Source organism: Pseudomonas sp. BN415, assembly GCF_029871195.1.
Classification (GTDB): domain Bacteria; phylum Pseudomonadota; class Gammaproteobacteria; order Pseudomonadales; family Pseudomonadaceae; genus Metapseudomonas; species Metapseudomonas resinovorans.
Window position 1 is genome coordinate 22,272 of the sequence record NZ_SSOK01000058.1, and the last position, 24,607, is coordinate 46,878.

Annotated in this window: 24 protein-coding genes; 10 read left to right on the top strand and 14 right to left on the bottom strand. The window is 63.5% G+C overall.

The window, feature by feature from the left end; genetic code table 11:
• Nucleotides 1-6: 6 nt before the first annotated feature.
• The 7 genes from mrdA to lipB all read left to right on the top strand — a co-directional run bounded on the left by mrdA (nt 7) and on the right by lipB (nt 7,292).
• Nucleotides 7-1,905: a penicillin-binding protein 2 gene (gene mrdA / locus E8F20_RS16630; RefSeq protein WP_280284704.1), complete on the top strand. Its 1,899-nt coding sequence runs from the start codon at nt 7-9 to the stop codon at nt 1,903-1,905.
• On the top strand, nt 1,902-3,047 hold the full coding sequence (gene rodA, locus E8F20_RS16635; RefSeq protein WP_280284705.1) for a rod shape-determining protein RodA: 1,146 nt from the start codon (nt 1,902-1,904) through the stop codon (nt 3,045-3,047). Before mrdA ends, rodA begins: the two co-directional genes overlap by 4 nt.
• A 35-nt stretch (nt 3,048-3,082) precedes the next feature.
• Nucleotides 3,083-4,072, top strand: a complete 990-nt coding sequence (mltB, locus tag E8F20_RS16640) for a lytic murein transglycosylase B (RefSeq protein ID WP_280284859.1) — start codon at nt 3,083-3,085, stop codon at nt 4,070-4,072.
• Nucleotides 4,073-4,075: 3 nt separating this feature from the next.
• Entirely contained in the window at nt 4,076-5,086 is a 1,011-nt protein-coding gene (locus tag E8F20_RS16645; protein ID WP_280284706.1) for a septal ring lytic transglycosylase RlpA family protein, read from the top strand.
• Nucleotides 5,087-5,147: 61 nt separating this feature from the next.
• Nucleotides 5,148-6,311 carry a D-alanyl-D-alanine carboxypeptidase family protein gene (locus tag E8F20_RS16650; RefSeq protein WP_280284707.1) on the top strand — a complete coding sequence of 388 codons (1,164 nt, stop codon included), beginning with the start codon at nt 5,148-5,150 and terminating at the stop codon, nt 6,309-6,311.
• 73 nt (nt 6,312-6,384) lie between these two features.
• Nucleotides 6,385-6,666, top strand: a complete 282-nt coding sequence (locus E8F20_RS16655; protein WP_028631411.1) for a DUF493 domain-containing protein — start codon at nt 6,385-6,387, stop codon at nt 6,664-6,666.
• Nucleotides 6,666-7,292: a lipoyl(octanoyl) transferase LipB gene (gene lipB, locus E8F20_RS16660; protein WP_280284708.1), complete on the top strand. Its 627-nt coding sequence runs from the start codon at nt 6,666-6,668 to the stop codon at nt 7,290-7,292. The genes E8F20_RS16655 and lipB overlap by 1 nt, the downstream gene beginning before the upstream one ends.
• A 139-nt stretch (nt 7,293-7,431) precedes the next feature.
• Here the strand turns inward: lipB and lipA are convergent, their stop codons facing one another.
• From lipA to leuS, 6 genes are all read right to left on the bottom strand, one after another.
• Nucleotides 7,432-8,484, bottom strand: coding sequence for a lipoyl synthase (gene lipA, locus E8F20_RS16665; RefSeq protein ID WP_280284709.1), 1,053 nt, complete (start codon nt 8,482-8,484; stop codon nt 7,432-7,434).
• A 138-nt stretch (nt 8,485-8,622) separates the two neighbouring features.
• Nucleotides 8,623-9,939, bottom strand: a complete 1,317-nt coding sequence (locus tag E8F20_RS16670) for a lytic murein transglycosylase (protein WP_280284710.1) — start codon at nt 9,937-9,939, stop codon at nt 8,623-8,625.
• A gap of 65 nt (nt 9,940-10,004) precedes the next feature.
• Complete coding sequence (gene arfA / locus E8F20_RS16675) at nt 10,005-10,163, bottom strand: alternative ribosome rescue factor ArfA (protein WP_036997976.1); 159 nt, start codon at nt 10,161-10,163, stop codon at nt 10,005-10,007.
• Between the two features lie 71 nt (nt 10,164-10,234).
• Nucleotides 10,235-11,272 (bottom strand): DNA polymerase III subunit delta, encoded by a 1,038-nt coding sequence (gene holA / locus E8F20_RS16680; protein WP_280284711.1) that lies wholly within the window; start codon nt 11,270-11,272, stop codon nt 10,235-10,237.
• 40 nt (nt 11,273-11,312) lie between these two features.
• Nucleotides 11,313-11,921: an LPS assembly lipoprotein LptE gene (gene lptE, locus E8F20_RS16685; RefSeq protein WP_280284712.1), complete on the bottom strand. Its 609-nt coding sequence runs from the start codon at nt 11,919-11,921 to the stop codon at nt 11,313-11,315.
• A gap of 60 nt (nt 11,922-11,981) precedes the next feature.
• Nucleotides 11,982-14,603 carry a leucine--tRNA ligase gene (gene leuS / locus E8F20_RS16690; RefSeq protein ID WP_280284714.1) on the bottom strand — a complete coding sequence of 874 codons (2,622 nt, stop codon included), beginning with the start codon at nt 14,601-14,603 and terminating at the stop codon, nt 11,982-11,984.
• Between the two features lie 253 nt (nt 14,604-14,856).
• On the opposite strand from leuS, the gene E8F20_RS16695 reads away from it, so the two are divergent.
• Entirely contained in the window at nt 14,857-15,294 is a 438-nt protein-coding gene (locus E8F20_RS16695) for a hypothetical protein (RefSeq protein ID WP_280284715.1), read from the top strand.
• Nucleotides 15,295-15,318: 24 nt separating this feature from the next.
• The gene (locus E8F20_RS16700) at nt 15,319-16,080 is read left to right on the top strand and encodes a YdcF family protein (protein ID WP_280284716.1); all 762 of its coding nucleotides are present in this window, start codon (nt 15,319-15,321) and stop codon (nt 16,078-16,080) included.
• Between the two features lie 61 nt (nt 16,081-16,141).
• Here the strand turns inward: E8F20_RS16700 and lnt are convergent, their stop codons facing one another.
• The 5 genes from lnt to miaB all read right to left on the bottom strand — a co-directional run bounded on the left by lnt (nt 16,142) and on the right by miaB (nt 21,539).
• Nucleotides 16,142-17,662, bottom strand: a complete 1,521-nt coding sequence (gene lnt / locus E8F20_RS16705; RefSeq protein ID WP_280284717.1) for an apolipoprotein N-acyltransferase — start codon at nt 17,660-17,662, stop codon at nt 16,142-16,144.
• A gap of 109 nt (nt 17,663-17,771) precedes the next feature.
• A complete protein-coding gene (locus E8F20_RS16710) occupies nt 17,772-18,611 on the bottom strand; it encodes an HlyC/CorC family transporter (RefSeq protein ID WP_280284718.1) in 840 nt (279 codons plus the stop codon).
• A gap of 21 nt (nt 18,612-18,632) precedes the next feature.
• The gene (gene ybeY, locus E8F20_RS16715) at nt 18,633-19,097 is read right to left on the bottom strand and encodes an rRNA maturation RNase YbeY (protein ID WP_280284720.1); all 465 of its coding nucleotides are present in this window, start codon (nt 19,095-19,097) and stop codon (nt 18,633-18,635) included.
• Nucleotides 19,090-20,106, bottom strand: coding sequence for a PhoH family protein (locus E8F20_RS16720; protein ID WP_028631423.1), 1,017 nt, complete (start codon nt 20,104-20,106; stop codon nt 19,090-19,092). The genes ybeY and E8F20_RS16720 overlap by 8 nt, the downstream gene beginning before the upstream one ends.
• 92 nt (nt 20,107-20,198) lie before the next feature.
• Entirely contained in the window at nt 20,199-21,539 is a 1,341-nt protein-coding gene (gene miaB, locus E8F20_RS16725; protein WP_280284721.1) for a tRNA (N6-isopentenyl adenosine(37)-C2)-methylthiotransferase MiaB, read from the bottom strand.
• Nucleotides 21,540-21,673: 134 nt separating this feature from the next.
• Here miaB and E8F20_RS16730 point away from each other — a divergent pair, with 134 nt between their 5' ends.
• The gene (locus E8F20_RS16730; protein ID WP_028631425.1) at nt 21,674-21,997 is read left to right on the top strand and encodes a DUF1820 family protein; all 324 of its coding nucleotides are present in this window, start codon (nt 21,674-21,676) and stop codon (nt 21,995-21,997) included.
• Between the two features lie 28 nt (nt 21,998-22,025).
• Here the strand turns inward: E8F20_RS16730 and E8F20_RS16735 are convergent, their stop codons facing one another.
• The 3 genes from E8F20_RS16735 to hemL all read right to left on the bottom strand — a co-directional run bounded on the left by E8F20_RS16735 (nt 22,026) and on the right by hemL (nt 24,604).
• Nucleotides 22,026-22,574, bottom strand: a complete 549-nt coding sequence (locus E8F20_RS16735; protein ID WP_280284722.1) for a tetratricopeptide repeat protein — start codon at nt 22,572-22,574, stop codon at nt 22,026-22,028.
• A 93-nt stretch (nt 22,575-22,667) separates the two neighbouring features.
• Nucleotides 22,668-23,315 (bottom strand): hypothetical protein, encoded by a 648-nt coding sequence (locus E8F20_RS16740; protein WP_280284723.1) that lies wholly within the window; start codon nt 23,313-23,315, stop codon nt 22,668-22,670.
• On the bottom strand, nt 23,315-24,604 hold the full coding sequence (gene hemL, locus E8F20_RS16745) for a glutamate-1-semialdehyde 2,1-aminomutase (RefSeq protein WP_280284724.1): 1,290 nt from the start codon (nt 24,602-24,604) through the stop codon (nt 23,315-23,317). The genes E8F20_RS16740 and hemL overlap by 1 nt, the downstream gene beginning before the upstream one ends.
• Nucleotides 24,605-24,607: the final 3 nt, after the last annotated feature.

Genomic DNA, 24,607 nt, shown 5'->3' on the forward strand with positions numbered 1-24,607 from the left:
CTGTCCATGCCGCAACCGATCCGCCTGAAAGACCACGAGAAAGATGCCCGCCTGGTGCGTCAGCGCGTGATCGTGGGCGCCGTGGCAGTGCTGTTGCTGACTTGCGTGCTGATTGCCCGGCTTTATTACCTGCAGGTGATCCAGTACGACTACCACTCGACCCTGTCCGAGAACAATCGCGTCCACGTGCAGCCGATACCGCCCACCCGTGGGCTGATTTTCGATCGCAATGGCGTAATCATCGCCGACAACCGGCCCAGTTTCAGTCTCAGCGTTACCCGCGAGCGGGCTGGCGACTGGAAAGCAACGCTCGATGTGATTGTCGAAGTGCTGCAGATGACACCGGATGACCGTGCCCTGTTCGAGAAGCGCATGAGGCAGGGACGGCGGCCATTCGAGCCGGTGCCCATCCTTTTTGAACTGACCGAAGAGCAGATCGCCCGAGTGGCGGTGAACCAATTCCGCCTGCCCGGCGTAGAAGTGGTGGCGCAGTTGGTGCGGCACTATCCGCAGGGCGCGCACTTTGCCCACTCGGTGGGTTATGTCGGCCGCATCAATGAGAAAGAGCTGAAGCAGCTCGATCCGGTCAACTACAGCGGCACCCACCATATCGGCAAGACCGGGATCGAGCGCTTCTACGAAGACCAACTGCATGGCGAGGTGGGTTACGAAGAAGTCGAAACCAACGCTCGCGGTCGCGTACTGCGCGTGCTCAAGCGCACCGACCCGAAACCTGGCAAGGACCTGGTGTTGACCCTCGACGTGCGTCTGCAGGAGGCCGCCGAGCAGGCCCTGGCGGGACGTCGTGGTGCCATCGTCGCCATCGAGCCGTCCAGCGGTGACGTACTGGCGATGGTCAGTCAGCCGAGCTTCGACCCGAACCCGTTCGTCACCGGCATCAGCTTCAAGGCTTATGCCGAGCTGCGCGACTCCATTGACAGACCTTTGTACAACCGCGTGTTGCGGGGGCTGTACCCGCCAGGTTCGACCATCAAGCCGATGGTGGCGGTCTCTGGCCTGGACTCGGGGGTGGTGACGCCGGCTTCGCGCGTCTTCGATCCGGGCTTCTACCAACTGCCGAACTACGACCACAAATACCGCAACTGGAACCGTTCCGGTGACGGTTGGGTGAACATGGAAACCGCGATAATGCGGTCAAATGACACCTACTTCTACGATCTTGCCCATAAGATGGGGATTGATCGTCTGCACGACTACATGAGTCGCTTCGGTTTTGGCCAGCGCGTGGCACTGGACATGTTCGAAGAATCCGCGGGTCTTATGCCCTCCCGCGACTGGAAGCGCGCCCGCTACCGCCAGGCCTGGTATCCGGGGGAAACGCTGATCCTCGGTATCGGTCAGGGGTACATGCAGGCAACTCCGCTGCAACTGGCTCAGGCAGTAGCGCTGATGGCCAACCGCGGCAAATGGATCCGCCCGCACCTGGCCAAGACCATCGAAGGCCAACAGCCGCTGGACCCCAATCCGATGCCGGACATCATCTTGCGTGACCCGAAGTTCTGGGATGCCGGCCGTATCGGTATGGAGCAGGTAGTCCATGGTGCCCGCGGTACTGCACATAAGGTCGGTGCCACATCTGTCTACCGCATCGCCGGCAAATCCGGCACCGCGCAAGTGGTAGCGATAAAGCAGGGTGAGAAGTACGACCGTTCCAAGGTCCAGGAACGGCATCGCGACCATGCCCTGTTCGTCGCCTTCGCCCCGGCCGAAGACCCGAAGATAGCCGTTGCGGTAATGGTGGAGAACGGCGAATCCGGCTCGGGCGTTGCCGCACCTGTGGTCAAGCAGGTCATGGACGCCTGGCTCCTCGGTGAGGACGGCCAGCTGAAACCCGAGTTCCGCCCGCTGCAACCGTTGGCGGACCAGCAGAGCGCCATTCGATGAATAGCAACTTCGACCGCACCATCTCCCAGGAGGACGTGCTCAAGCGCCGAGCCACCCTTCTGCAGCGCCTGCACATCGATGGCTGGCTGCTGCTGATCATCATGATGCTGGCGGCCGGTAGCCTGTTCGTCCTCTATTCGGCGAGCGGCAAGCACTGGGAACTGTTGATGAAACAGGCGAGCTCCTTCGGCCTGGGGATCGGCGCGATGATCGTCATCGCCCAGTTCGAGCCGCGCTTCATGGCGCGCTGGGTGCCGCTGGCATACGTGATCGGGGTGGCCCTGTTGATAGTGGTGGAGGTCATGGGCCACACGGCCATGGGCGCTACCCGCTGGATCAATATTCCCGGGGTGATCCGCTTCCAGCCCTCGGAATTCATGAAGATCATCATGCCGGCGACCATCGCCTGGTACCTGTCTCGACACAACCTGCCACCCAAGCTCAAGCACATCACCGTCAGCCTGGTGCTGATCCTGGTGCCTTTCGTGCTGATCCTGAAGCAACCGGACCTCGGCACCTCTCTGCTGATCCTTGCCTCCGGTGCCTTTGTGCTGTTCATGGCCGGCCTGCAGTGGCGCTGGGTCTTCGGTGCGGTAGCGGCGGTAGTGCCCGTGGCAGTGGCCATGTGGTACTTCGTGTTGCACGACTACCAGAAGCAGCGGGTGCTGACCTTCCTCGATCCAGAGAGCGACCCGCTGGGTACCGGCTGGAACATCATTCAGTCCAAGGCAGCCATCGGCTCGGGGGGGGTATTTGGCAAAGGCTGGCTGCTGGGCACCCAGTCGCACCTGGATTTTTTGCCGGAAAGCCACACGGACTTTATCATTGCGGTCCTCGGCGAAGAGTTCGGCCTGGTGGGCGCCTGCCTGCTGCTATTGGTCTATCTGCTTCTGATCGGCCGCGGCCTGGTGATTACCGCCCAGGCCCAGACCCTGTTCGGCAAGCTGCTGGCGGGCAGTCTGACCATGACCTTCTTCGTATACGTGTTCGTCAACATCGGCATGGTCAGTGGACTGTTGCCGGTTGTGGGGGTACCCCTTCCCTTCATTAGCTACGGCGGAACCCATCTGGTGACGCTGCTGTCAGGGTTTGGGGTGTTGATGGCGATCCATACCCATCGCAAATGGATCGCCCAGGTTTGAATCGAGTGAATGATTTGAAAGCACTGCGCAAGTTGATGCAGTTTGGGGCCACCGGGGTGGCCTTGGTCGGACTGCTGGGGGCAGCCGCACCGGCACTTTCCGGGGACTACGAAGGTTCGCCGCAGGTGGCCGAGTTTGTCGCCGAGATGACTCGCGACTACGGCTTTGCCGGCGAGCAACTGGTGGACCTGTTCCGTGAGGTGAATCGCAAACAGTCCATTCTCGATGCCATCTCCCGGCCCGCCGAACGGGTCAAGCCGTGGAAGGAATACCGGCCGATCTTCATTACGCCGGCGCGTATTCAGAAAGGCGTGTCCTTCTGGAACCAGCACGCCGAGGCGCTGGCTCGCGCCGAGAAGGAATATGGCGTACCGGCCCAGGTGATCGTCGCGATCATCGGCGTCGAGACCTTCTATGGTGGGAATACCGGCAACTTCCGCGTGATTGATGCCCTGTCTACCCTGGGCTTTGACTACCCGCCGCGTGCCGATTTCTTCCGCACGCAGCTGAAGGAGTTCCTCTTGTTGGCGCGTGAGGAGCAGGTCGATCCGCTGATGCTCAAGGGCTCTTACGCCGGGGCCATGGGGCTGCCTCAGTTCATGCCGAGCAGCTTCCGCGCCTATGCTGTGGATTTTGACGGCGACGGCCATATCGACATCTGGAAAAACCCGGTGGACGCCATCGGCAGCGTCGCCAGCTACTTCAAGCGCCATGGCTGGACAGCCGGTGGCCCGGTGGTCAGCCGTGCCCAGGTTCGTGGTGATCGAATCGACGAAGGGTTGACCCAGGGACTGGACCCGGTGAAGAACGTCGGCGATCTTAGGACGCTGGGCTGGGCAAGCGGCAGCGCCCTGCGCGATGATGTGCCGGTGACGGCCTTCAGGCTCGAGGGGGATGAAGGAGCGGAGTACTGGATGGGATTGCCGAACTTCTATGTCATTACCCGCTACAATCGCAGCGTGATGTACGCAATGGCCGTGCATCAGCTTTCCGAATTGCTGGTCAGCGCAAGGGGCGGGCGTTAACCGATGCCACAATCGATAAGAGTCGCCGTCTACGGCGCCGTAGCATTGTTGCTGGCGAGTTGCTCGAGCAGTCGCGCACCCGAGCCGGTCCAGCCTGGCGGCCCGATCTCCGGCCCCGGTGACTATGCGCGCCCGCACCGGGATGGCGCGCCTTGGTGGGACGTCGACGTCTCGCGCATTCCCGATGCCGTCCCCATGCCGCACTATGGCTCGTTCAAGGCCAACCCTTACACAGTACTTGGCAAGACCTACTACCCGATGAGCGACGCGCGTCGCTATCAGGCAGTGGGCACTGCCTCGTGGTACGGCACCAAATTTCACGGCCAGGCCACGGCCAACGGTGAGGCCTATGACCTCTATGGCATGACCGCTGCACACAAGACCCTACCGCTGCCCAGCTACGTGCGGGTTACCAACCTGGATAACGGTCGTACGGTGATCCTGCGGGTCAACGACCGCGGCCCGTTCTACTCCGATCGCATCATCGATCTGTCCTTCGCCGCGGCGAAAAAGCTCGGTTATGCCGAATCGGGTACCGCCCGGGTCAAGGTGGAAGGTATCGACCCTCACGAGTGGTGGGCCGCCCAGGGTCGTCCGGTGCCGATGGTCCTCGCGCAGCCGAAGATGGTCGCCCAGCCACAGCCGCAAGCCAAACCCCAGCCGGCCGTCCAGGTGGCCAGCGCGCCGATCGAGCAGTACACCCCGCCGCCGCAGCAGCACGCCGCCGCGGTTCTGCCCGTGCAGATCGACGCAAAAAAAAACGATTCACCCGCAGCGTCTGGCCTGTATCTCCAGGTGGGCGCCTTCGCCAATCCGGACGCTGCGGAGCTTCTCAAGGCCAAGCTGAGCGGGGCGGTGAGTGCGCCGGTCTTCATCAGCTCGGTCGTGCGCAACCAGCAGATACTGCACCGGGTACGCCTGGGGCCGATCGGAACTCAGGGTGAGGCACAGCAGCTGCAAGACAGTCTGCGCCTGGCCAATCTCGGCCAGCCTACCCTGGTGAAGCCGGACTGACGGCTTCCTCAATTAGCCTGCAAGGGCCTGTTAGATCATTAGCTACTTCTCAGAGAGACGGATGAACATCTTCAGCTTCGCCAAACGCCTATTACTGCCCGCAGCCCTGCTCATCGTCGCGCCGGCCTCCATGGCGACCCAGCAGATCGTCCCGTCGCCGCCCCAGTTGGCTGCCAAGTCCTATGTGCTGATGGACGCCCAGAGCGGCCAGGTGCTGGTCGAAAACAACGGTGACCAGCGTCTGCCGCCGGCTAGCCTGACCAAGCTGATGACTGCTTACATCGCCACGCTGGAAATCCGCAAGGGCCAGATCGGCGAGAACGATCCGGTTACCATCAGTGAGCACGCCTGGCGTACCGGCGGTTCGCGCATGTTCGTCCAGGTCAATACTCAGGTGTCCCTGAGCGACCTGCTGCACGGCATCATCATCCAGTCGGGCAACGATGCCAGCGTGGCCGTGGCCGAGCACATCGCCGGCAGTGAAGACGCCTTCGCCGACATGATGAACACCACTGCCGAAAAGCTCGGCATGTCCAACAGCCACTTCATGAATGCCACCGGCCTGCCCAACCCGGAGCACTACTCCACCTCCCATGACATGGCGACCCTGGCCCGCGCGATCATCTACGAAGACCCGACCCACTACGCCATCTACTCCCAGAAGGAGTTCTTCTGGAACAATATCAAGCAGCCCAACCGCAACTTGCTGCTGTGGCGAGACAAGACCGTCGACGGCCTGAAGACCGGCCACACCGACGAAGCCGGCTACTGCCTGGTGGCTTCCGCTGTGCGTGACAACATGCGCCTGATCGCCGTGGTGTTCGGTACCAACAGCGAGCAGGCCCGTGCCGCCGAGACCCAGAAACTGCTGACTTACGGCTTCCGTTTCTTCGAAACCCAGACCTTCTATCAGAAAGGCGCCGAGCTGGCGAAAGCCCAGGTGTGGAAGGGGGCTACCCGCGAAGCCAAGGCTGGCCTGGCCCAGGATCTGACCCTGACCCTGCCGAGGGGCCAGGCCAAGAAGCTGCAGGCCAGCATGACCTTGAATCCGCAACTGATCGCCCCCATCAAGCAGGGTGACGTGATCGGCAAGGTGGAGGTCAAGCTGGAAGACCAGGTAGTCCACAGCGCCGACCTGATTGCCCTCGAGACCGTTGAGGAAGGTGGTTTCTTCCGCCGCCTGTGGGATAGCATCCGCCTGTTCTTCTTCGGCCTGTTCAATTGACCTACTGAGCCGACGCCTCGTGCCTTGCCAGGCCCGGGGCGTCCGCATCGCGGATCACGAGTCCGCCGCCGCCATGACCGACACTCCTGACGTACAACCTCCAAAAATCGAGTTCCCCTGCGAGCGTTACCCCATCAAGGTAATCGGCGATTCAGGCGAAGGCTTCGCTGACCTGGTGATCGAGGTCATCCAGCGCCACGCTCCAGACCTCGACTCCACGACCCTGGTGGTGCGTGACAGCCGCAATGGTCGTTTCCTCTCGGTACAGGTGCTGATCACCGCTACCGGCGTCGACCAGTTGCAGGCGATCCACATCGACCTGCGTGCCACCGGTCGTGTGCACATGGTGCTCTAGTGGCAACTGCCGAACTTGTCGTGCGCCATCTGGGGTTGGTGGACTATCTGCCGACCTTCGAAGCGATGCGACGCCTGACCGCCGAGCGCGACGAGCGGACACCTGACGAAATCTGGCTGCTGCAGCACCCCCGGGTATTTACTCAGGGTCAGGCTGGCAAGGCCGAACATCTGCTCGCACCGGGAGACATCCCGGTGGTGCAGGTTGATCGCGGCGGCCAAGTCACCTACCACGGCCCCGGGCAACTGGTGGCCTACCTGCTGCTGGATCTGCGCCGTCTCGGACTGGGCGTACGTGAGCTGGTCACGGCCATGGAGCAGAGCCTGGTCGATGTCCTGGCTACCTATGGCGTCGAAGCCGCGCCCAAGGCGGATGCGCCTGGTGTCTATGTCGCCGGCGACAAGATCGCCTCGCTGGGGCTGAGGGTCAGCCGTGGCTGCTCCTTCCACGGCCTGGCGCTCAATGTCGACATGGACATGTCGCCCTTCTGGCGGATCAATCCCTGCGGCTATGCCGGGTTGAAGATGGTGCAGCTCAAGGATCTGCTTGAGACGCCACCACCCTTCGATGAGGTGGCTCAGCACCTGGAGCGTGCTCTACGCCAGCGGTTGGGCTACAGCAGCTAGGCTGGGGCGAGGCGTCTCGAATACGCGGAAATGAAACGGCCCCCTCCCTTTGGGAGGGGGCCGAGTCTTTTATGGGCTTTCGGATGGTGCCTGATTGCTGGGTGAAAACACCCTTTCGAGCGGGCGGTAAATTGCCAGCTCAGCTCAGGTTGAGTGCCGGAATGATGCTGACGTCAAGGGGCTGTCCCGGCACCGGAACCGGCGCCGCCAGGCCCAGGTTGTTCTTCTCGAAGACCCGGTCAGCCCTATAGCTGGAACGCACCAGCGGGCCCGCCGCGACTTCCATGAAGCCCTTCTGTAGGCCGATATCGCGGAAGCGGTTGAACTCCTCCGGGCTGACCCAGCGCTTGACCGGCAAATGGTTGCGGGTGGGCTGCAGGTATTGGCCGAGGGTGAGGATGTCCACGCCAATGGCGCGCAGGTCATCCATGGTCTCGATGACTTCTTCGTCGGTCTCGCCCAGTCCGAGCATCAGGCTGGTCTTGGCCAGCACGTCAGGGTGGTGACGCTTGGCATGCTCCAGCACGCGCAGGGTCTTCTCGTAGCCGGCGCGCGGGTCGCGCACCACATGGGTCAGCCGCTTGACCGTCTCGACGTTCTGCGCGAAGACTTCGAGGCCAGAGTCCACGACCCGTTCGATGGCCTGAAGATCGCCGTTGAAGTCCGGGGTCAGGGCTTCCACGACCACTTGCGGCGTGCGCTCCTTGATCGCGCGCACGCAGGCGGCGTAGTGACTGGCGCCACCATCATGCAGGTCGTCGCGATCCACCGAGGTCAGCACGATATAGCGCAACGCCATCAGCTCGACGGATTTGGCGGTGTTCTGGGGTTCTTCCTGGTCCAGCCAACCGTTGGGGTTGCCGGTGTCCACGGCGCAGAAGCGGCAGGCGCGGGTGCACACCGAACCCATCAGCATGATGGTGGCGGTGCCGTTGGACCAGCATTCGCCCATGTTCGGGCAGTGCGATTCCTGGCACACGGTGCTCAGGCGATGTTCACTGACATTGCGCTTGACCGCCTCGAAGCGGCTGCCGCCCGGTGCCTTAACCCGCAGCCACTTGGGCTTGGGTTCGAATACCTGCGCCTCGGCCGAGGCTCGGCGCTTCTGGCCATCCTTGATCGCGGTGATGCCCTGCGCAGTACGGAACTTTTCGCCGCTGGCGACGGGTTTGGAGGTGTCTGTATCGGACATGAGAAAACTGGCTCCGCTAGAGGCTCCGTGGGCTGCCGCAGGGGCAAAAAGGGTGGCGCAGTGTATCACAAAGGCGTCTGCACGAATTGGCCGCCGTCCGGACGCGAGCGCGCCGGAGGCTGCGAGGAAGGCGGGGGCTTAGCGCCCCTCGCGCAACTGCATGAGCAGTTCCAGATTGGGGTAGCCGTCCGCTGGCCAGCCCAGGCGCTGCTGGTAGCCGCGAATGGCCTTGCGGGTGTTGGCGCCGATGATGCCGTCCGGCGCACCCGGGGAGTAGCCGGCGGCCGTCAGCGATTCCTGCAATTCCACACGCTCGCTGCGGCTCAGCGGGCGTTCGTCGCGAGGCCAACTGGCAGTGAGTTCGCCACGACCATCGAAGCGTTCGCCCAATAGGCTCACGGCAAGGGCGTAAGACGAAGAGTTGTTGTACTTGAGGATGGCGCGGAAGTTGTCCAGCACCAGGAAGGCGGGGCCGCGATAGCCGGCGGGGAGCAACAGCGAGGCAGACTCTCCGGACAAGGATGCTGCTTGTGTGCCGGTCTGTACGCCCAGGGCTTGCCACTGTGCCACGGGCCTGCGTATGTCGGCGTCGGCCTGGGCATAATCGAAACCTTGGGGTAGTTGCACCTGCAGCGCTGCAGGCTGGCCCTTTCGCCACCCGGAGGCTTGCAGGTAGTGCGCGGCAGAGGCCAGGGCATCGGCCGAAGAGCTCCAGATATTGCGGCGGCCGTCGCCGTCGAAGTCCACCGCGTGGCTGTTGTAGGTGGTGGGGATGAATTGGGTCTGGCCCATGGCGCCAGCCCAGGAGCCCAGCATGCGGGCGGGCTGGATATCGCCGTGCTGGAGGATCTGCAGGGCAGCGAGCAGTTGTGCGTGAGCGAAAGCCGGTCGACGACCTTCGTAGGCCAGTGTCGCCAGGGAGCGGATTACCGACTTGTCGCCCATGAACTGGCCGAAGCTGCTTTCCATGCCCCAGATGGCCACCAGGGGCTCGCGGTCCACTCCAAAGCGCTGTTCGATCGCGTCCAGCGTGGCTGCGTGTTCGATCATCAGGGCCTGGCCCTTGCGCACACGGTAGGGTGAGATGGCGCCTTCCAGGTACTCCCAGACCGGCCGAGTGAACTCGGGTTGGCTGCGATCGGCGGAGATCACGCTCGGGTCCGGGGTGATGCCGGCAAAGGCTCGATCAAAAGTGTTGGGGTCTATTCCGCTGGATAGGGCTTCGCGACGAAAAGCGTCACGCCAGGCGCTGAAGCTGACGGCCGGCATCACCATTGGGGCCTGGGCGGATTGCGCCGAGGTTGCAACGGGGGAGCTGGCGGGTTGACTGACCGGCGGCTGTGGTGCGGAAGCGGCCTTCTGTGCCGGGGCGTCGGCGCAGGAGCTGAGCAGAGTGAGGGCGGAGGCCGCGGCCAGGCTGCGGAACATCAGGCTGGGGGCGGGAGCGTCGAACATACGCGAGTCTCGAGGCAGACGAATCAAGCTGCGACCTTAACACGTCCGGGCCGATTTCCGCCTTTTCAGGCGGCCATAAGCGACGAAGCCTCCCAATCTTGGGAGGCTTCGCGGCGGTAACTTCCTTTGCCTTTCTGGGGCTTCTCCCGACGGCAGCGGAAGAGTGGCTGGGCTACCAGGGACTTTGCGCGCTCGGGCGCGCCTTGCTTGCGTTTCTTGGCCATGGCCGATCCTCGATTGCATCCGCACCACTGCGGGCGCGCGCATCATCAGCTTCTGTTCAGAAAATGTCCAGCTACTCGGCGGCCAGGGGCAGGCGTTGTCCGGCCAGCAGCAAGGCGAGACGTGCGAGGCCGTTCCAGGGATCACCTGGTGCCTGGCCCTTGATCTGCGCGTCAATGCGCTGGGCGTCCTGCAGCAACTGATTCCAGCGCGACGCCGGATGGCGCTGCAGGGCGCGGGTAACCAATGGCCGGCGTTTGTCCCACACGGGGGGGCGCGCGGCGGCAAAGGCTTTTTCCAGGGGGACGCCCTGGCTATATTGCTGGGCCAGGCCGGCGAGCAGGCGCAGTTCGCGGGCCAGGGCCCAGAGGATTACCGGTGGCTCGACACCCTCGCCGCGCAAGCCTTCCAGAGTGCGCAGGGTATGAGCGGGCTCGCCGTTGAGGGCGGCGTCTATCAGACCGAAGACATCGAAACGGGCACTGTCGGCCACTGCTGCCTGGACGGTAGCGGCATCGATCTGCCCACCTTCGGCCACCAGCTTGAGCTTTTCGACTTCCTGGGCGGCTGCCAGCAGGTTGCCTTCGACCCGTGCGGCTATCAGGTCTACCGCTTCCTGGTTGGCGGCAAGCCCGGCCTGGGACAGGCGCTGGCGAATCCATTGCGGCAGGTTGTGCGCGTCGATGGGCCAGATCTGGATGAACTGGGTATCCGGCCCGTCGATCAGTGCCTTTGCCCATTTGGTCTTCTGGGTGCTGCTGTCGAGCTTGGGCAGGTTCAGCAGTAGAACGGTATCTTCCGGCGGTCTAGCCAAGTATTCCAGCAGTGCTGCGGCGCCCTTGTCCCCGGGCTTGCCCGAGGGCATGCGCACTTCCAGCAGCCGCTTCTCAGCAAACAGCGAGAGGCTGGCGCCGGCTTCCAGTAGCAGGCCCCAGTCGAAGTTGGCTTCGGCGTTGAACACTTGGCGCTCGCTGAAGTCCCGTGCTCGGGCGCTGGCGCGAATGGCGTCACAGGCTTCCTGGCAGAGCAGTGGCTCGTCGCCGCTGACGACGTAGACCGGTGCCAGCGGGCCCTGCAGGTGTTTGCCCAGTTGTGCGGGATTGAGCTTCATAGGTGCAAATGACCGGGGCCGCTCGTGCGGCCCCGTATACTCACTGGATGGGCAGTTGCAGCGGCGATTGCTGCGGTTGCTGGGCCTTCTCGGCCTGGCGCGCGGCTTCCAGCGCTTCGGCTTCGGCTTTGGCCTTGGCTTCTGCTGCCTGTTGCAGCTGGTCGAGTTGGGCCGGGGTGATCAGCTGCAGGCGCATGAGCATCTGCTGGACCATTTCCTGGCGCATTTCCTGGCGCAGCTGGGCAGCTTCCTGGTCGGAACCGATCAGGTTGTTGCTGTCGTGCACGTAGTACTTCTGCACGGTCAGCTTGTCGTCCATCAGCAGCAGGTCGTTGTTGCCGTGGATTTCGTATTGCAGGGTCTGGGTCAGTTCGTACTCTGCGCTGCGGGCACCGGTGGTGTAGGAGGCGGTGCGCTGGGATTCGTCCTCGCGGGCCAATACGAGGGTGTAGGGCGCGCCGGCGTGGACATTCACGCCGTTGTCTTCCAGTGCTGCGCGCACGGCCTTGACGGTCGGGCCGTACAGGTTGCGGGCGGTCACGTCCATTTCGGTCAGGGCGAAGCTGGCGTCGCCAGTGCCGCGCAGCTGAAAACCGCACGCACTCAGCAGTGCGGCAAGGCCCAGGACCAGCAGATTCCGTTTCATCATTTCTTGCTTTCCCCTTGCGAGCAGTCCGGCGCCGTTCCTGGAGGAGGGCGCCGGCTTCGATCAGTTGGCGACGATATTGACCAGTTTGCCTGGTACGACGATGACCTTGCGGATGGTCAGGCCGTCGGTGAAGCGCAGTACGTTTTCGTTGGCGCGCGCAGTGGCTTCCACTGCCTCGCGGCTGGCGTCGGCCGGCACTTCGATATGACCACGCAGCTTGCCGTTGACCTGAACCACCAGTTGCAGGCTGTCCTGCACCAGGGCGGCTTCGTCCACGGTCGGCCAGGTGGCGTCGATGGAAGCACCGGAGTGGCCCAGTTCGCGCCAGACCACGTGGCTGATATGCGGAGTGATGGGGGCCAGCAGCAGCGCCACGGTTTCCAGGCCTTCCTGCAGCAGTGCGCGGTCTTCAGCGCTGGCTTGCGGGGCTTTCTCGAGCACGTTCATCAGGGTCATCACGGCAGCGATGGCAGTGTTGAACTTGTGGTGCTGGCCAATATCCTGGCTGGCCTGCTTGATAGCCAGGTGGATGGCGCGGCGCACGGCCTTCTGTTCGTCGTTCAGGGCGCTGCGGTCCAGGGCGGCCGGCAGACCCGCGGCGACATGTGCCTGGGCCAGGCGCCAGACGCGACGGAGGAAGCGGCTAGCGCCCTCGACACCGGAGTCGGACCACTCGAGGCTCATGTCCGGCGGCGAGGCGAACATCATGAACAGGCGGCAGGTGTCGGCCCCATAGGCGTCGATCATGGCCTGCGGGTCTACGCCGTTGTTCTTCGACTTCGACATTTTTTCGGTGCCGCCGATTTCCACCGGCAGGCCGTCGGTTTTCAGGCGGGCGCCGATGACCTTGGCCTTGGCGTCGCGCTCGACTTCGACGTCGGCCGGGTTGAACCAGTCCTTGCCACCGTTGGCTGCAATGCGGTAGTAGGTCTCGGCCACCACCATGCCCTGGGTGAGCAGGTTCTTGAACGGCTCGTCGGAGCTGACCAGGCCTTCATCACGCATCAGCTTGTGGAAGAAGCGCGCGTAGAGCAGGTGCAGGATCGCGTGTTCGATACCGCCGATGTATTGGTCCACCGGCAGCCAGTGGTTGGCTGCGGCCGGGTCAACCATACCCTTGTCGTAGTTTGGCGAGGCATAGCGGGCGAAGTACCAGGAGCTCTCCACGAAGGTGTCCATGGTGTCGGTTTCGCGCTTTGCCGCTGTGCCGCATTTCGGGCAGGTGCAGTTATAGAATTCGGGCATCTTCGCCAGCGGGCTGCCGGCGCCGTCCGGTACCACATCTTCCGGCAGGACGACCGGCAGTTGGTCTTCCGGTACTGGCACGTCACCACAGCTCGGGCAGTGGATGATCGGGATCGGGCAGCCCCAGTAGCGCTGGCGGCTGATGCCCCAATCGCGCAGGCGGAACTGGGTGCGGGCTTGGCCGAGTCCTTTCGTTTGCAAGGCCACTTCGATGGCGTCAAAGGCGCCCTGGTAGTCCAGACCGTCGAACTCGCCGGAGTTGATCAGTTGCCCGTGCTCGCCATAGGCGTCTTGCCAGGGGGCGGGCGTTTCGTCGCCGGCAGAGGTGCGGATCACCGGTTTTACCGGCAGGTCGTACTTGTGGGCAAAGGCGAAGTCACGCTCATCGTGGGCCGGCACGGCCATCACGGCACCTTCGCCATAATTCATGAGGACGTAGTTGGCGACCCAGACGGGCAGCTTGTCGCCGGTCAGCGGGTGTTCGACGAACAGCGGAGTGGGCAGGCCCTTTTTCTCCTGGGTGGCGATGTCGGCTTCGGCGACGCCGCCGCGTTTGCATTCGTCGATGAAGGCTTGCAGCTCAGCCGCCTTGTCGGCCGGCAGCTTCTGCACGGCCAGGGTGGCCAGCGGGTGCTCGGCGGCGACAGCGACGTACGTGGCGCCCAGCAGGGTGTCCGGACGAGTGGTGAATACTTTCAGTGCCCCGGCCTGGCCAATGCTGGACTGGTCGTAAGGGAAGCTGACTTCCATGCCGCGGGATTTGCCAATCCAGTTGCGCTGCATGGTCTTGACCTGTTCGGGCCAGCCGTCCAGGTCGTCGAGGCTGCTCAAGAGTTCATCCGCATAGGCGGTGATCTTGAAGTAGTACATCGGGATCTCGCGCTTCTCGACCAGCGCACCGGAGCGCCAGCCGCGGCCGTCGATGACCTGCTCGTTGGCAAGGACCGTCTGGTCTGCCGGGTCCCAGTTGACGGTGCCGTTCTTGCGGTAGATCACGCCTTTTTCGAACAGTTTGGTGAACAGCCACTGCTCCCAACGGTAGTAGTCGGGCTTGCAGGTGGTGACTTCACGGGACCAGTCGATGGCCAGGCCCAGGCTTTTCAGCTGGGTCTTCATGTAGTCGATGTTTTCGTAGGTCCACTTGGCCGGTGCGACGTTGTTCTTCATGGCGGCGTTTTCTGCCGGCATGCCGAAGGCGTCCCAGCCCATGGGTTGCAGCACGTTCTTGCCCAGCATGCGCTGATAGCGGGCAATCACGTCGCCGATGGTGTAGTTGCGCACGTGCCCCATGTGTAGCTTGCCGCTCGGGTAGGGAAACATCGACAGGCAATAGAAGGTGTCCTTGCCGGGCTGCTCACTCACTTCAAAGGATTTATGCGCGTCCCAGTGGGCTTGCGCGGCGGCTTCGATTTCGCGGGGCTGATACTGTTCGTGCATGGCTACTGGCGCTGGAGGATGGGGTTCCTCGGTCCGGTTGCGCTGGCCTTGGCCACGCTGCCGGACCCTGGAGGAAACAGAAATTCAAGCGACGTAGCATACATGACCCCTGTCGGCCTAGGGAAACCCTGAATGCACGGCTCGGCGTCCGTCGGCAATCCCGGCGCCGTTTGTCGCGGGCACCTTGCAGCGGGGAACCGGACGCTAAGCTTTTCATAAGCAACGCAAGCGTTTACGCAGTTCGAGGTGTTGGATGGGTGAGTTGCGGCGGACGGACTCAGGGAGCGGGCTCTACGAACGGTTGTTACACCGGCTGGCCCTGGCGCTGGATGAAGCGGATACGGCGGTTCGCTTGCGCGACGAGGAACCGCTCGAACTGGAACTCAAGGGACTGACTCCTGCTGAGATGGAGTTGATCCGCGCCTATCTGGATCGCGACATGCGCTGGTTGCGTGGCTGGCATGCCGCTGCCGAGGAGCTGGCGGCCATCGAGGAGTTGCCCCGTCGATCTCCGCGTGCCGGCAATGGCCCGTCCAAGAGCTTCGCCCTCAAGCCCAACCCCTTGTTCAAGCGCCGCCAGCAACTGTGCTGCGCCATGTGCGGTACGCCGGCCATCTGGCAGCGCGGCCAGGGTGTGCCGGCGTGCATGTCCTGCGGGTCGCAGCTTTTCCGTACGTCCAATCCCCGTTAGGCTCCGGGCACCCTGGAGGTGCCCATGCCCATTCGCTACATCATCAAGCAATTCCTGCTACCGCCCGGTGGCCTGCTGCTCCTGCTGCTGCTGGCCTGGTGGCTGCGTCGGCGCATGCCGCGCCTGTCTCTTGCCTGTTTCATTGCTGGTCTTGGGGGGCTCTGGCTAATGAGCCTGCCGATCATGGTCGAATGGTCGGCCAAGGCGCTGGAGCGCGACCCGCCCCTGGCCATGGCAGAGTGGGGTCAGTTGGCTGGACGGGTGGACGCCATTGTCGTGCTGGGTGGCGGCCGTGAGCAGGCCGACCCGGCCTGGGGTGCGGATCAACCTTCGCCCATGGCCATGGAACGCCTGCGCTATGCCGCGCGTCTGGCCCGAGCCAGTGGCCTGCCGCTATTGACCAGTGGCGGCCTGCACTTTGGCGAACCGCCCTCCGAGGCGCGGATCATGGCCGATACACTCTTGCGCGATTTCGGCCTGGAGGTGCGTTGGCAGGAAGGCAGAAGCCGCACCACCTGGGAGAACGCCACCTACAGTGCAGTGCTGCTCCAACCTGCCGGGGTGCGCCGGGTACTGCTGGTGACCCAGGCTTCGCATATGCCCCGGGCCCGCTGGAGTTTCGAGCGGGCGGGGTTCGAGGTGGTGGTGGCGCCCGTGGGTTACCTCGGCGTACCCAATGGTCGCCCGCTGGGCGGCTGGTTGCCGGAGTCCAAGGCGGTCTGGCAGAGCGGAATGTTGCTGAACGAGGTCATCGGGCTGCTGGCCTATCCACTGGCCTATGACTGAGCGAGCTGCGTCCTTGTCGGGTGTGAGTGCGTTCACCCCCAACAAGGAGCGGTCAGCGCCACTAAACCGTCTTGGCGATGCGGCTGGCCAGCAAGGCCCAGGCGAAGAGCAGACTGCAGAGGATCACCAATGGCCAGGCTCGCCACTGCAGGTAGGGCGTCAGGCCCTGCATGGGCAGGACTTCGCCGTAGAGCACGCCTTGCTGGAACTGCGGGATGCCTTCGGTGACCTGGCCGAACGGGTCGATCAGTACCGTTACGCCGTTGTTGGTGGCGCGGATCATCCAGCGGCCAGCCTCCAGGGCGCGCATCTGGGCCATCTGCAGATGCTGCAGCGGGCCGATGGAGGTGCCGAACCAGGTGTCGTTGCTCACCGTCAGGAGGATGTCGCTCTGGGCGGCCAGTCCGGCAGCGAATTCCGGATAGACCACTTCGTAGCAGATGTACGGGGCGATGCGGTATCCCTTGGCCATTAGTGGCCCCTGGCTGGAGTCGCCACGGGCGAAGTCGGACATGGGCAGGTCGAAGAAGGCGATCAGCCCGCGTAGCACTTCCTGCAGCGGCACGTATTCGCCGAACGGCACCAGCTTCTGCTTGAGGTAAGTCCCTTCGCCCTGGCCGACCACGGTGATGCCGTTGTAGTAGCGCTTCTCGCCCCGTTCATTGTTCTGGCGGATTGGTACACCCGTGATAAGGGCGGATTGTCGATCAGTGGCGAAGCGGCTCATCACACCAAGGTAGCCCTCGACGAATTCCTTGAGCACTGGCACGGCGGTTTCCGGCCAGATGATCAGGTCGGCCTTCTGCGCGCTGAAGGTCATGTCGCGGTAGAGCGCGAGCTGGGCGTTGAGTTGCTCCGGATCCCATTTCAGGTTCTGTTCGATGTTGCCCTGCATGGCGGCGACCTTCAGCGGCGCGCCGGCAGGCTGGGTCCAGGCGTGGCCCTTGAGTGCCAGGCCGCCGACCCAGGGCGCGATCAACAGCACGATGCCGGCACCAAGGAACGCGGGACGGCTGCGCAGGCGTGGAAGGTTCACCAGCAAGGCGGCGGACAGTGCCAGCGCGAAGGACACCAGCCAGACGCCGCCCACCGGCGCAAGGCCGGCGAGCGGGCCATCGAGCTGGCTGTAGCCGGCGTAAAGCCAGGGGAAGCCCGTGAGGAACCAGCCGCGAAAGGCTTCCTGGGCCAGCCAGAGGGCAGCGAACGCCAGGGTGTCGGCCAGGGCTGCTTCGCTGCGACGTATCCAGCGAGCCCAGACCAGTGCGGGCAGGGCGAAAAACAGGGCGACGCCGGCGCTGAATCCGATGGTAAGGAAGCTCGCCAGCGGCACCGAGGCGGCGCCGTAGTCGTGGATGCTGACGTAGATCCAACTGGTGCCGGTGCTGAACAGGCCAAAACCGTAGTACCAGCCGCGCCAGAAGGCGGCCTTGGGCGCCAGGTCACGCAGGCCGAGGTAGAACAGGGCCAGGGACAGCAGTTCCAGGGGCCAGAAGTCGAAGGGGGCGAAAGCCAGGGGGGTGAGGGCACCGGCGGCCAGGGCCAACAGGTTGCCCGGCCAGCCGGGGCGGGTGATCCAGTTCATGCTCGGTCCTTGGGCGGATGGGGAGCTGGAATAGCATGCGAGCGGAGCCTTTTTCCGGCTCCGGGCGCGATTATCCACGGGCGCCCCTCCGCTGTGGAGGGGGCGCGTATCAACGGGAAAGCGGGGAAAGGCGCAGCAGATGAATGCGGCGGCTGTCCGCGTTGAGCACGCGGAAGCGGAACTCGCCGATCTCGGTGGTTTCGTTGCGTTTGGGTAGATGGCCAAACGCACCCATGACCAGGCCGCCTACGGTGTCGAACTCGTCCTCGGAGAAGTCCGTCTCGAAGAACTCGTTGAAGGCATCCACCGGAGTCAGCGCCTTGACGATGAAGTCGCCACTGGGCAGCGGCTTGATGTAGCTGTCTTCCTCGACATCGTGCTCGTCCTCGATGTCGCCGACGATCTGCTCCAGCACGTCCTCGATGGTCACCAGGCCGGCAACGCCACCGTATTCGTCGATGACGACGGCCATGTGGTTATGGTTGGCGCGGAATTCCCGCAGCAGCACGTTGAGGCGCTTGGATTCGGGCACGAATGTGGCCGGGCGCAACAGGTCCTTGATGTTGAACGACTGGCCGTTGTCCTGAAGGATCAGTGGCAACAGGTCCTTGGCCAGGAGGATGCCCATGACGTCATCCAGGCTTTCGCCGACGACTGGGTAGCGGGAGTGAGCGGCGTCGATGATCGCCGGGAGGAACTCCTTGGGCGTCTGGTTGGCCCTGATGCTGATCATCTGCGAGCGCGGCACCATGATGTCGCGTACTTGCAGATCAGCGACCTGTATGGCGCCTTCGACAATCGACAGCGCTTCGCTGTCGAGCAGTTTGTTCTGGTGGGCTTCGCGCAGCAGCTCAAGGAGCTCCTGGCGGCTTTTCGGCTCATGGGCAAAGGCCTGGGTCAGCTTTTCCAGCCAGGACCTGTGCCCGTTGCTCGATCGATCTTCGCTCATATGTCCTTTGCTCGGTGCTTCTTATTGGTCTTCGTCGTCGCGGTAAGGGTCGGGGTGGCCAAGTTCAGCCAGCAATTCCCGTTCCAGTGTTTCCATTTCCTCGGCTTCCGCATCTTCGATGTGGTCGTATCCGAGCAGGTGCAGGCAGCCGTGGATCACCAGGTGCGCCCAATGTGCCTCCAGGGCCTTGCCCTGTTCGGCTGCTTCCCGTGCCACCACCGGCGCGCAAACCACCAAGTCGCCGAGCAGCGGGATATCCAGCAACTCGTCCGGTACGTCGGCAGGGAAGGAGAGCACGTTGGTAGCGTAGTCCTTGTGTCGCCAGGTGCGGTTCAGTTCGCGGCCTTCGGGCTCATCCACCAGTCGGATGGTCAGCTCGGAGTCGGCGCTGCGCTGGCGCAGGGCCAGTTCGCACCAGCGGCGGAAGTCCGCCTCGCTCGGCAGGCCCGGAGCCGTGCTTGCGAGTTGCAGGTCAAGTTCAAGCATTGTCGTTTATCGCGCCCGGGTCGTTGTCGGCCGGCTTGGCCTTGGCTGGCTGCTGGCGGCTGTCGAAGCGGTCGTAGGCTTCCACGATGCGTTGCACCAGCGGGTGGCGCACCACGTCCTGGGATTTGAAGTGGGTGAAGCTGATGCCAGGAACGTCGCGCAGCACGTCGATCACATGAGTCAGGCCGGATTTCGTGCCGCGCGGCAGGTCGATCTGAGTGATGTCGCCGGTGATCACGGCGGTGGAGCCGAAGCCGATACGGGTCAGGAACATCTTCATCTGCTCGAGGGTCGTGTTCTGACTCTCGTCGAGAATGATGAAGCTGTTGTTAAGGGTGCGGCCGCGCATGTAGGCCAGCGGGGCAACTTCGATGACCTGCTTTTCGATCAGCTTGGCTACCTGCTCGAAGCCGAGCATCTCGTAGAGTGCGTCGTACAACGGGCGCAGGTAGGGGTCGATCTTCTGCGAGAGGTCGCCAGGGAGGAAGCCGAGCTTCTCGCCCGCCTCGACCGCCGGTCGAACCAACAGGATGCGGCGCACTTGTTCGCGTTCCAGGGCGTCCACGGCGCAGGCGACTGCCAGGTAGGTCTTGCCGGTGCCGGCCGGACCGATGCCGAAATTGATGTCGTGATCGAGGATCGATTTCACGTAGCTCTGCTGGTTGGCACCGCGGGGGCGGATGTTGCCTTTGCGGGTGCGCAGTGTCACGGCTTCGGTCCTGGGGCTGGCTTCTTCCATTCCCGTTTCGCGGAGGAAGAGGTGTACCAGGTCGGGCGACAATTCGATGGCTTCGGTTTCGCGGTAGAGGCGACGCAGGAGGTTTTCTGTGGCGCGGGTGCGTTGAGGGTCACCAACCAGTTCGAACTGGTTGCCTCGGTTACGGATCTCGATTTCCATGCGTTGTTCGATCAAGCGCAGATGCTCGTCGAACTGGCCGCAGAGATTGGCGAAGCGGCGGGCTTCAAAGGGTTCCAGGGTGAAGCGGTGCAAATCCAGGGAGGCGTTCAATGTCGTGTGTTCGCCCTTGGGCGGTAGGAATGGAATGACTTGAAGAATAACCCCGGGGGGCCGCCTGGAAAAGCACGGACCCCGAGGGTCGATCAGTGCAGGGCTTCCTCGAGCAGGCTGCCGCGCAGGGAGTGGGGCAGGGCATCGTCGATGTGCACATCGACGAACTGGCCGATCAGGCGCGGGTTGGCGCTGCGGAAGTTGACGATGCGGTTGTTCTCGGTGCGGCCCTGGAGCATGCCCGGGTCTTTCTTGGAAAAGTCACTGACCAGGATGCGCTGGATACTGCCAACCATTCGTCGGCTGATCTCGAAACCCTGCTGGTGGATACGGCCCTGGAGTATCTGCAGGCGCTGCTTCTTCACCTCTTCCGGGGTGTCGTCCACGAGATCGGCTGCCGGGGTACCCGGACGAGAGCTGTAGATGAAGGAGAAGGAGAAGTCGAAGCCGACGTCTTCCACCAGTTTCATGGTGGCCTCGAAGTCCTTGTCGGTCTCACCAGGGAAGCCGACGATGAAGTCCGAACTGATGCAGATATCTGGCACCGCGGCTTTCAGCTTGCGGATGCGCGACTTGTATTCGAGTGCGGTGTGGTTGCGCTTCATGGCCGCCAGGATGCGGTCGGAGCCCGCCTGCACCGGCAGGTGGACGAATTTCACCAGCTCCGGTACTTCGGCGTGGGCCAGGATCAGCGCGTCGGAGAACTCCAGCGGGTGCGAAGTGGTGTAGCGGATGCGGTCGATACCCTCGACGGCGGCGACCACGCGGATCAGTTCGGCGAAGTCGGCGATGCGTCCATCATGGGTCAGACCGCGATAGCCATTGACGTTCTGGCCCAGAAGGGTCACTTCGCGGACGCCGTTGTCGGCCAGGTGGATGACCTCGGCCAGTACGTCGTCGAACGGACGACTGACTTCTTCGCCGCGGGTGTAGGGCACGACGCAGAAGGTGCAGTACTTGCTGCAGCCTTCCATCACCGAGACGAAAGCGCTGGGGCCATCGACACGGGGCTCGGGCAGGCGGTCGAACTTCTCGATCTCGGGGAAACTGATGTCAACCTGGGGTTTGCGGGTGAGGCGCGCAGCGTCGATCATTTCCGGCAGGCGGTGCAGGGTCTGCGGTCCGAACACCACGTCCACGTAGGGCGCGCGCTCACGGATGGCGGCGCCTTCCTGGCTGGCCACGCAGCCACCGACGCCAATCACCAGTTCCGGGTTCTGTTGTTTCAGTTCGCGCCAACGGCCAAGTTGCGAAAACACCTTCTCCTGCGCCTTCTCGCGGATCGAGCAGGTGTTGAGCAGTATCACGTCGGCTTCTTCCGCGCGTTCGGTGACCTCCAGTGCCTGATGTTCGCCGAGCAGGTCGACCATGCGCGACGAGTCGTACTCATTCATCTGGCAGCCGTGGGTTTCGATATAGAGCTTCTTGGCCATGCACTTCAGATCAGGTGGTTCGAAGAACCGCGCATTATAGTCGGCATCCCCCTGCGTTCCTAGCGCCGGCTGCCTGATGGCTATGCTATGATCTGCGCCCCCGAAAACGCCCCGCGACGACCCGCCGAACCGCCATGAGCAAGTCCACCCCAATCTACAAGGTGATCTTCCTGAACCAGGGCCAGGTGTACGAGATGTACGCCAAGCAGATCTACCAGAGCGATCTGTGGGGCTTTCTGGAGGTGGAGGAATTTGTCTTCGGCGAGCGCACTCAGGTAGTCGTCGACCCCAGCGAAGAGAAGCTCAAGGCCCAATTCGAAGGCGTGGTGCGCAGCTTCCTGCCGATGCATTCGATCATCCGCATCGACGAAGTGGAGCGCCTGGGCACGCCGAAAATCAGCGAAGCGAAGGGCAGCGGCAACGTTATGCCCTTCCCCATGCCGATGCCGGAGAAGTAAGCGGGTATCGGCAGGTGTGCCGCTGCCGTCAGGGCAGGGGCGAGAAAGGCGAGCCGCCGTCGGCGGCCTGCAGCTCAAGCAGGTAGTTGCGGAAGATCTGTCCCAGTACCTGGGTTGCGATTTCCAGCTCATCAGTACGCATTTGCGCGGCCACCAGGTCGGCGCTGTCCATCGCCTCGTCCGAACCGTTCACTGCGGCCATCTTCAGCACGATGTACGCCTGTACGTTGTTGGCCGGTACGCCTTCGCCCCGGAAGAACATGTTGCCCAGACGCAATTGAGCCATGGCGTGACCATTGAGGGACGCTTGCTCGAACCATTGCAGGGCCTGGGCCAGGTCGCGTGGGGTGCGTTTGCCGTCGTAGTAGAACTCGCCGAGCTCATACTGGGCCTCGGCATCGCCACCCTTGGCGGCCTGTTGGCAGGCGGAAATGGCTTCCGAGAGGTTTTCCGGCAGGCTGTTCAGGTTGCAGCGGCCGGTTGCAGGGATCAGCAGGGAGTTACCGCCGGCATTGGCCAGCAGCGGCAGGAAAAGCAACAGGCAGCCCAGAATAAGGGTGCGGCCGGTGCGGTTCATGGGGATCACAGCGCCTCGGAAGCAGTGCAGGCATCATGCCCGGCCGGCGAGAAACGCGCCGACCGTCACATTATGAAATAAGCCGGGGCGATCTTACAAAGCCTTTACTTTGTTTGCGTTTGTCTCGGTGCTGCGAAGGTGCAGCAGCAGCCAGGCTAGAAGCGGATAGGCGGGGGTGAGCAAGGCGTGGAACAGGTCGACTCGGTGTAACGGACCGATAAAGCCGTCAGTCCCCACGACCAGTCCGGCCAAGAGAAACAGGCCGATGGTCGCTAGCGCTGCCAGTAGCGGCAGGGGCTGCTCCGGTAGCCGGCCCAGGCCGGCCAGCAGAATCAGGGCAAAGGCGGCGAGACTCAACAGTAGGCGGTATTCGCTTAGCAACTCGAAGCGCCGGGCCAGTTCGAAGAAGACGCACAAGCCGATCACCAGGCGACCCCAGCCCGCGCGACTCCAGATAGCGCCCCTTGCGAAGGCGAAGATCGCCAGGGCGACCAACGGTAGCGCGAGGAAGGTCCCGGCCTGGCTGAACAGGCTGTGGATTTCGTGCCAAGAAGGATCGAGCGAGAAGCGCACGACCCCGCACAGGGCCGCGGCGGCCGGAATCAGCAGTCCGAGCAAGGCGCAGAACCAGGCCGGCCGCTCCGCGTCGGCGAGCGTCTTGCCCGCCCGGGCCAGTGCGAAGGCGCTGACCAGGCAGGCAAGGGCGAGGATGCCGTCGGAGAGGGCCGTGCTGTACTGCATCAGGCCTGCTTGAGTTTGGCGAAGGCGCGCTCGGCGGCGTCCAGGGTGATCGCCAGTTCCTTGTCGCCATGGGCGATGGAAGTGAAGCCCGCCTCATAGGCGCTTGGTGCCAGGTACACGCCGCCGTCGAGCATCAGGTGGAAGAAGCGCTTGAAGCGTTCGGCATCGCTGGCCATCACGTCCTGGAAGGTGATGATGTCGTCGGCGCCGCTGAAGTAGAGGCCGAACATGCCGCCCACCTGGGTGGTCACGAAGGGGATGCCGGCGGCATCCGCGCGCTGCTGCAGGCCGTCGAGCATGCGGGTGGTGTAGTCGGTCAGCTCTGCGTGGAAGCCAGGGCGGCTGATCAGCTTCAGGGTGGTCAGACCGGCGGCCATGGCCAGCGGGTTACCGGACAGGGTGCCGGCCTGGTAAACCGGGCCCAGCGGGGCGATGCACGACATGATTTCGCGCTTGCCGCCGAAGCAGCCCACCGGCATGCCGCCGCCGATGATCTTGCCGAAGGTGGAGAGGTCCGGGGTGATGCCGTAGTGGGCCTGGGCACCGCCGAGGGCGACGCGGAAGCCGGTCATCACTTCGTCGAAGATCAGCACCACGCCGTGCTTGTCGCACAGGCTGCGCAGGCCTTCGAGGAAGCCCGGGGCCGGTGGCACGCAGTTCATGTTGCCGGCCACTGGCTCGACGATGATGCAGGCCACCTCGTTGCCCACTTCGGCCAGGGTCTTTTCAACCGCGTCGATGTCGTTGAACGGCAGGGTCAGGGTGTGCTGAGCGAAGGCCGCCGGCACGCCCGGGGAGCTGGGCACGCCCAGCGTCAAGGCGCCGGAACCGGCTTTCACCAGCAGGGAATCTGAGTGGCCGTGGTAGCAACCTTCGAACTTGATGATGCTGTCGCGGCCGGTGTAACCGCGCGCCAGACGAATGGCGCTCATGGTGGCTTCGGTGCCGGAGCTGACCATGCGCACCATCTCCATGGATGGCACCAGGGAGCAGACCAGATCGGCCATCTCCACTTCCAGCGCGGTGGGCGCGCCATAGGACAGGCCGTGTTCCAGTTGCTTGCGCACCGCGTCCAGCACGTCCGGATGGCTGTGGCCGAGGATCATCGGGCCCCAGGAGCCGACGTAGTCCACGTAGCGCTTGTCATCCTCGTCCGTTACGTAGGCCCCGATCGCATGCTTGAAGAACAGCGGGGTGCCGCCGACGCTCTTGAAGGCGCGGACCGGCGAGTTGACACCGCCGGGGATGTGTTTCTGGGCGTTGGCGAACAGGGTTTCGGAACGGGACATGGG

Coding starts and splice junctions, on each gene's coding strand:
- mltB (WP_280284859.1), top strand. CDS start 3,083: ATGCAGTTTGGGGCCACCGGGGTGGCCTTGGTCGGACTGCTGGGGGCA.
- ybeY (WP_280284720.1), bottom strand. CDS start 19,097: ATGCTTGAACTTGACCTGCAACTCGCAAGCACGGCTCCGGGCCTGCCG.
- arfA (WP_036997976.1), bottom strand. CDS start 10,163: ATGGCCAAGAAACGCAAGCAAGGCGCGCCCGAGCGCGCAAAGTCCCTG.
- E8F20_RS16735 (WP_280284722.1), bottom strand. CDS start 22,574: ATGAACCGCACCGGCCGCACCCTTATTCTGGGCTGCCTGTTGCTTTTC.
- lipA (WP_280284709.1), bottom strand. CDS start 8,484: ATGTCCGATACAGACACCTCCAAACCCGTCGCCAGCGGCGAAAAGTTC.
- rodA (WP_280284705.1), top strand. CDS start 1,902: ATGAATAGCAACTTCGACCGCACCATCTCCCAGGAGGACGTGCTCAAG.
- E8F20_RS16740 (WP_280284723.1), bottom strand. CDS start 23,315: ATGCAGTACAGCACGGCCCTCTCCGACGGCATCCTCGCCCTTGCCTGC.
- hemL (WP_280284724.1), bottom strand. CDS start 24,604: ATGTCCCGTTCCGAAACCCTGTTCGCCAACGCCCAGAAACACATCCCC.
- holA (WP_280284711.1), bottom strand. CDS start 11,272: ATGAAGCTCAATCCCGCACAACTGGGCAAACACCTGCAGGGCCCGCTG.
- leuS (WP_280284714.1), bottom strand. CDS start 14,603: ATGCACGAACAGTATCAGCCCCGCGAAATCGAAGCCGCCGCGCAAGCC.
- E8F20_RS16655 (WP_028631411.1), top strand. CDS start 6,385: ATGACCGACACTCCTGACGTACAACCTCCAAAAATCGAGTTCCCCTGC.
- mrdA (WP_280284704.1), top strand. CDS start 7: ATGCCGCAACCGATCCGCCTGAAAGACCACGAGAAAGATGCCCGCCTG.
- E8F20_RS16710 (WP_280284718.1), bottom strand. CDS start 18,611: ATGAGCGAAGATCGATCGAGCAACGGGCACAGGTCCTGGCTGGAAAAG.
- lnt (WP_280284717.1), bottom strand. CDS start 17,662: ATGAACTGGATCACCCGCCCCGGCTGGCCGGGCAACCTGTTGGCCCTG.
- E8F20_RS16645 (WP_280284706.1), top strand. CDS start 4,076: ATGCCACAATCGATAAGAGTCGCCGTCTACGGCGCCGTAGCATTGTTG.
- E8F20_RS16670 (WP_280284710.1), bottom strand. CDS start 9,939: ATGTTCGACGCTCCCGCCCCCAGCCTGATGTTCCGCAGCCTGGCCGCG.
- miaB (WP_280284721.1), bottom strand. CDS start 21,539: ATGGCCAAGAAGCTCTATATCGAAACCCACGGCTGCCAGATGAATGAG.
- E8F20_RS16700 (WP_280284716.1), top strand. CDS start 15,319: ATGCCCATTCGCTACATCATCAAGCAATTCCTGCTACCGCCCGGTGGC.
- E8F20_RS16695 (WP_280284715.1), top strand. CDS start 14,857: ATGGGTGAGTTGCGGCGGACGGACTCAGGGAGCGGGCTCTACGAACGG.
- lptE (WP_280284712.1), bottom strand. CDS start 11,921: ATGATGAAACGGAATCTGCTGGTCCTGGGCCTTGCCGCACTGCTGAGT.
- E8F20_RS16650 (WP_280284707.1), top strand. CDS start 5,148: ATGAACATCTTCAGCTTCGCCAAACGCCTATTACTGCCCGCAGCCCTG.
- E8F20_RS16730 (WP_028631425.1), top strand. CDS start 21,674: ATGAGCAAGTCCACCCCAATCTACAAGGTGATCTTCCTGAACCAGGGC.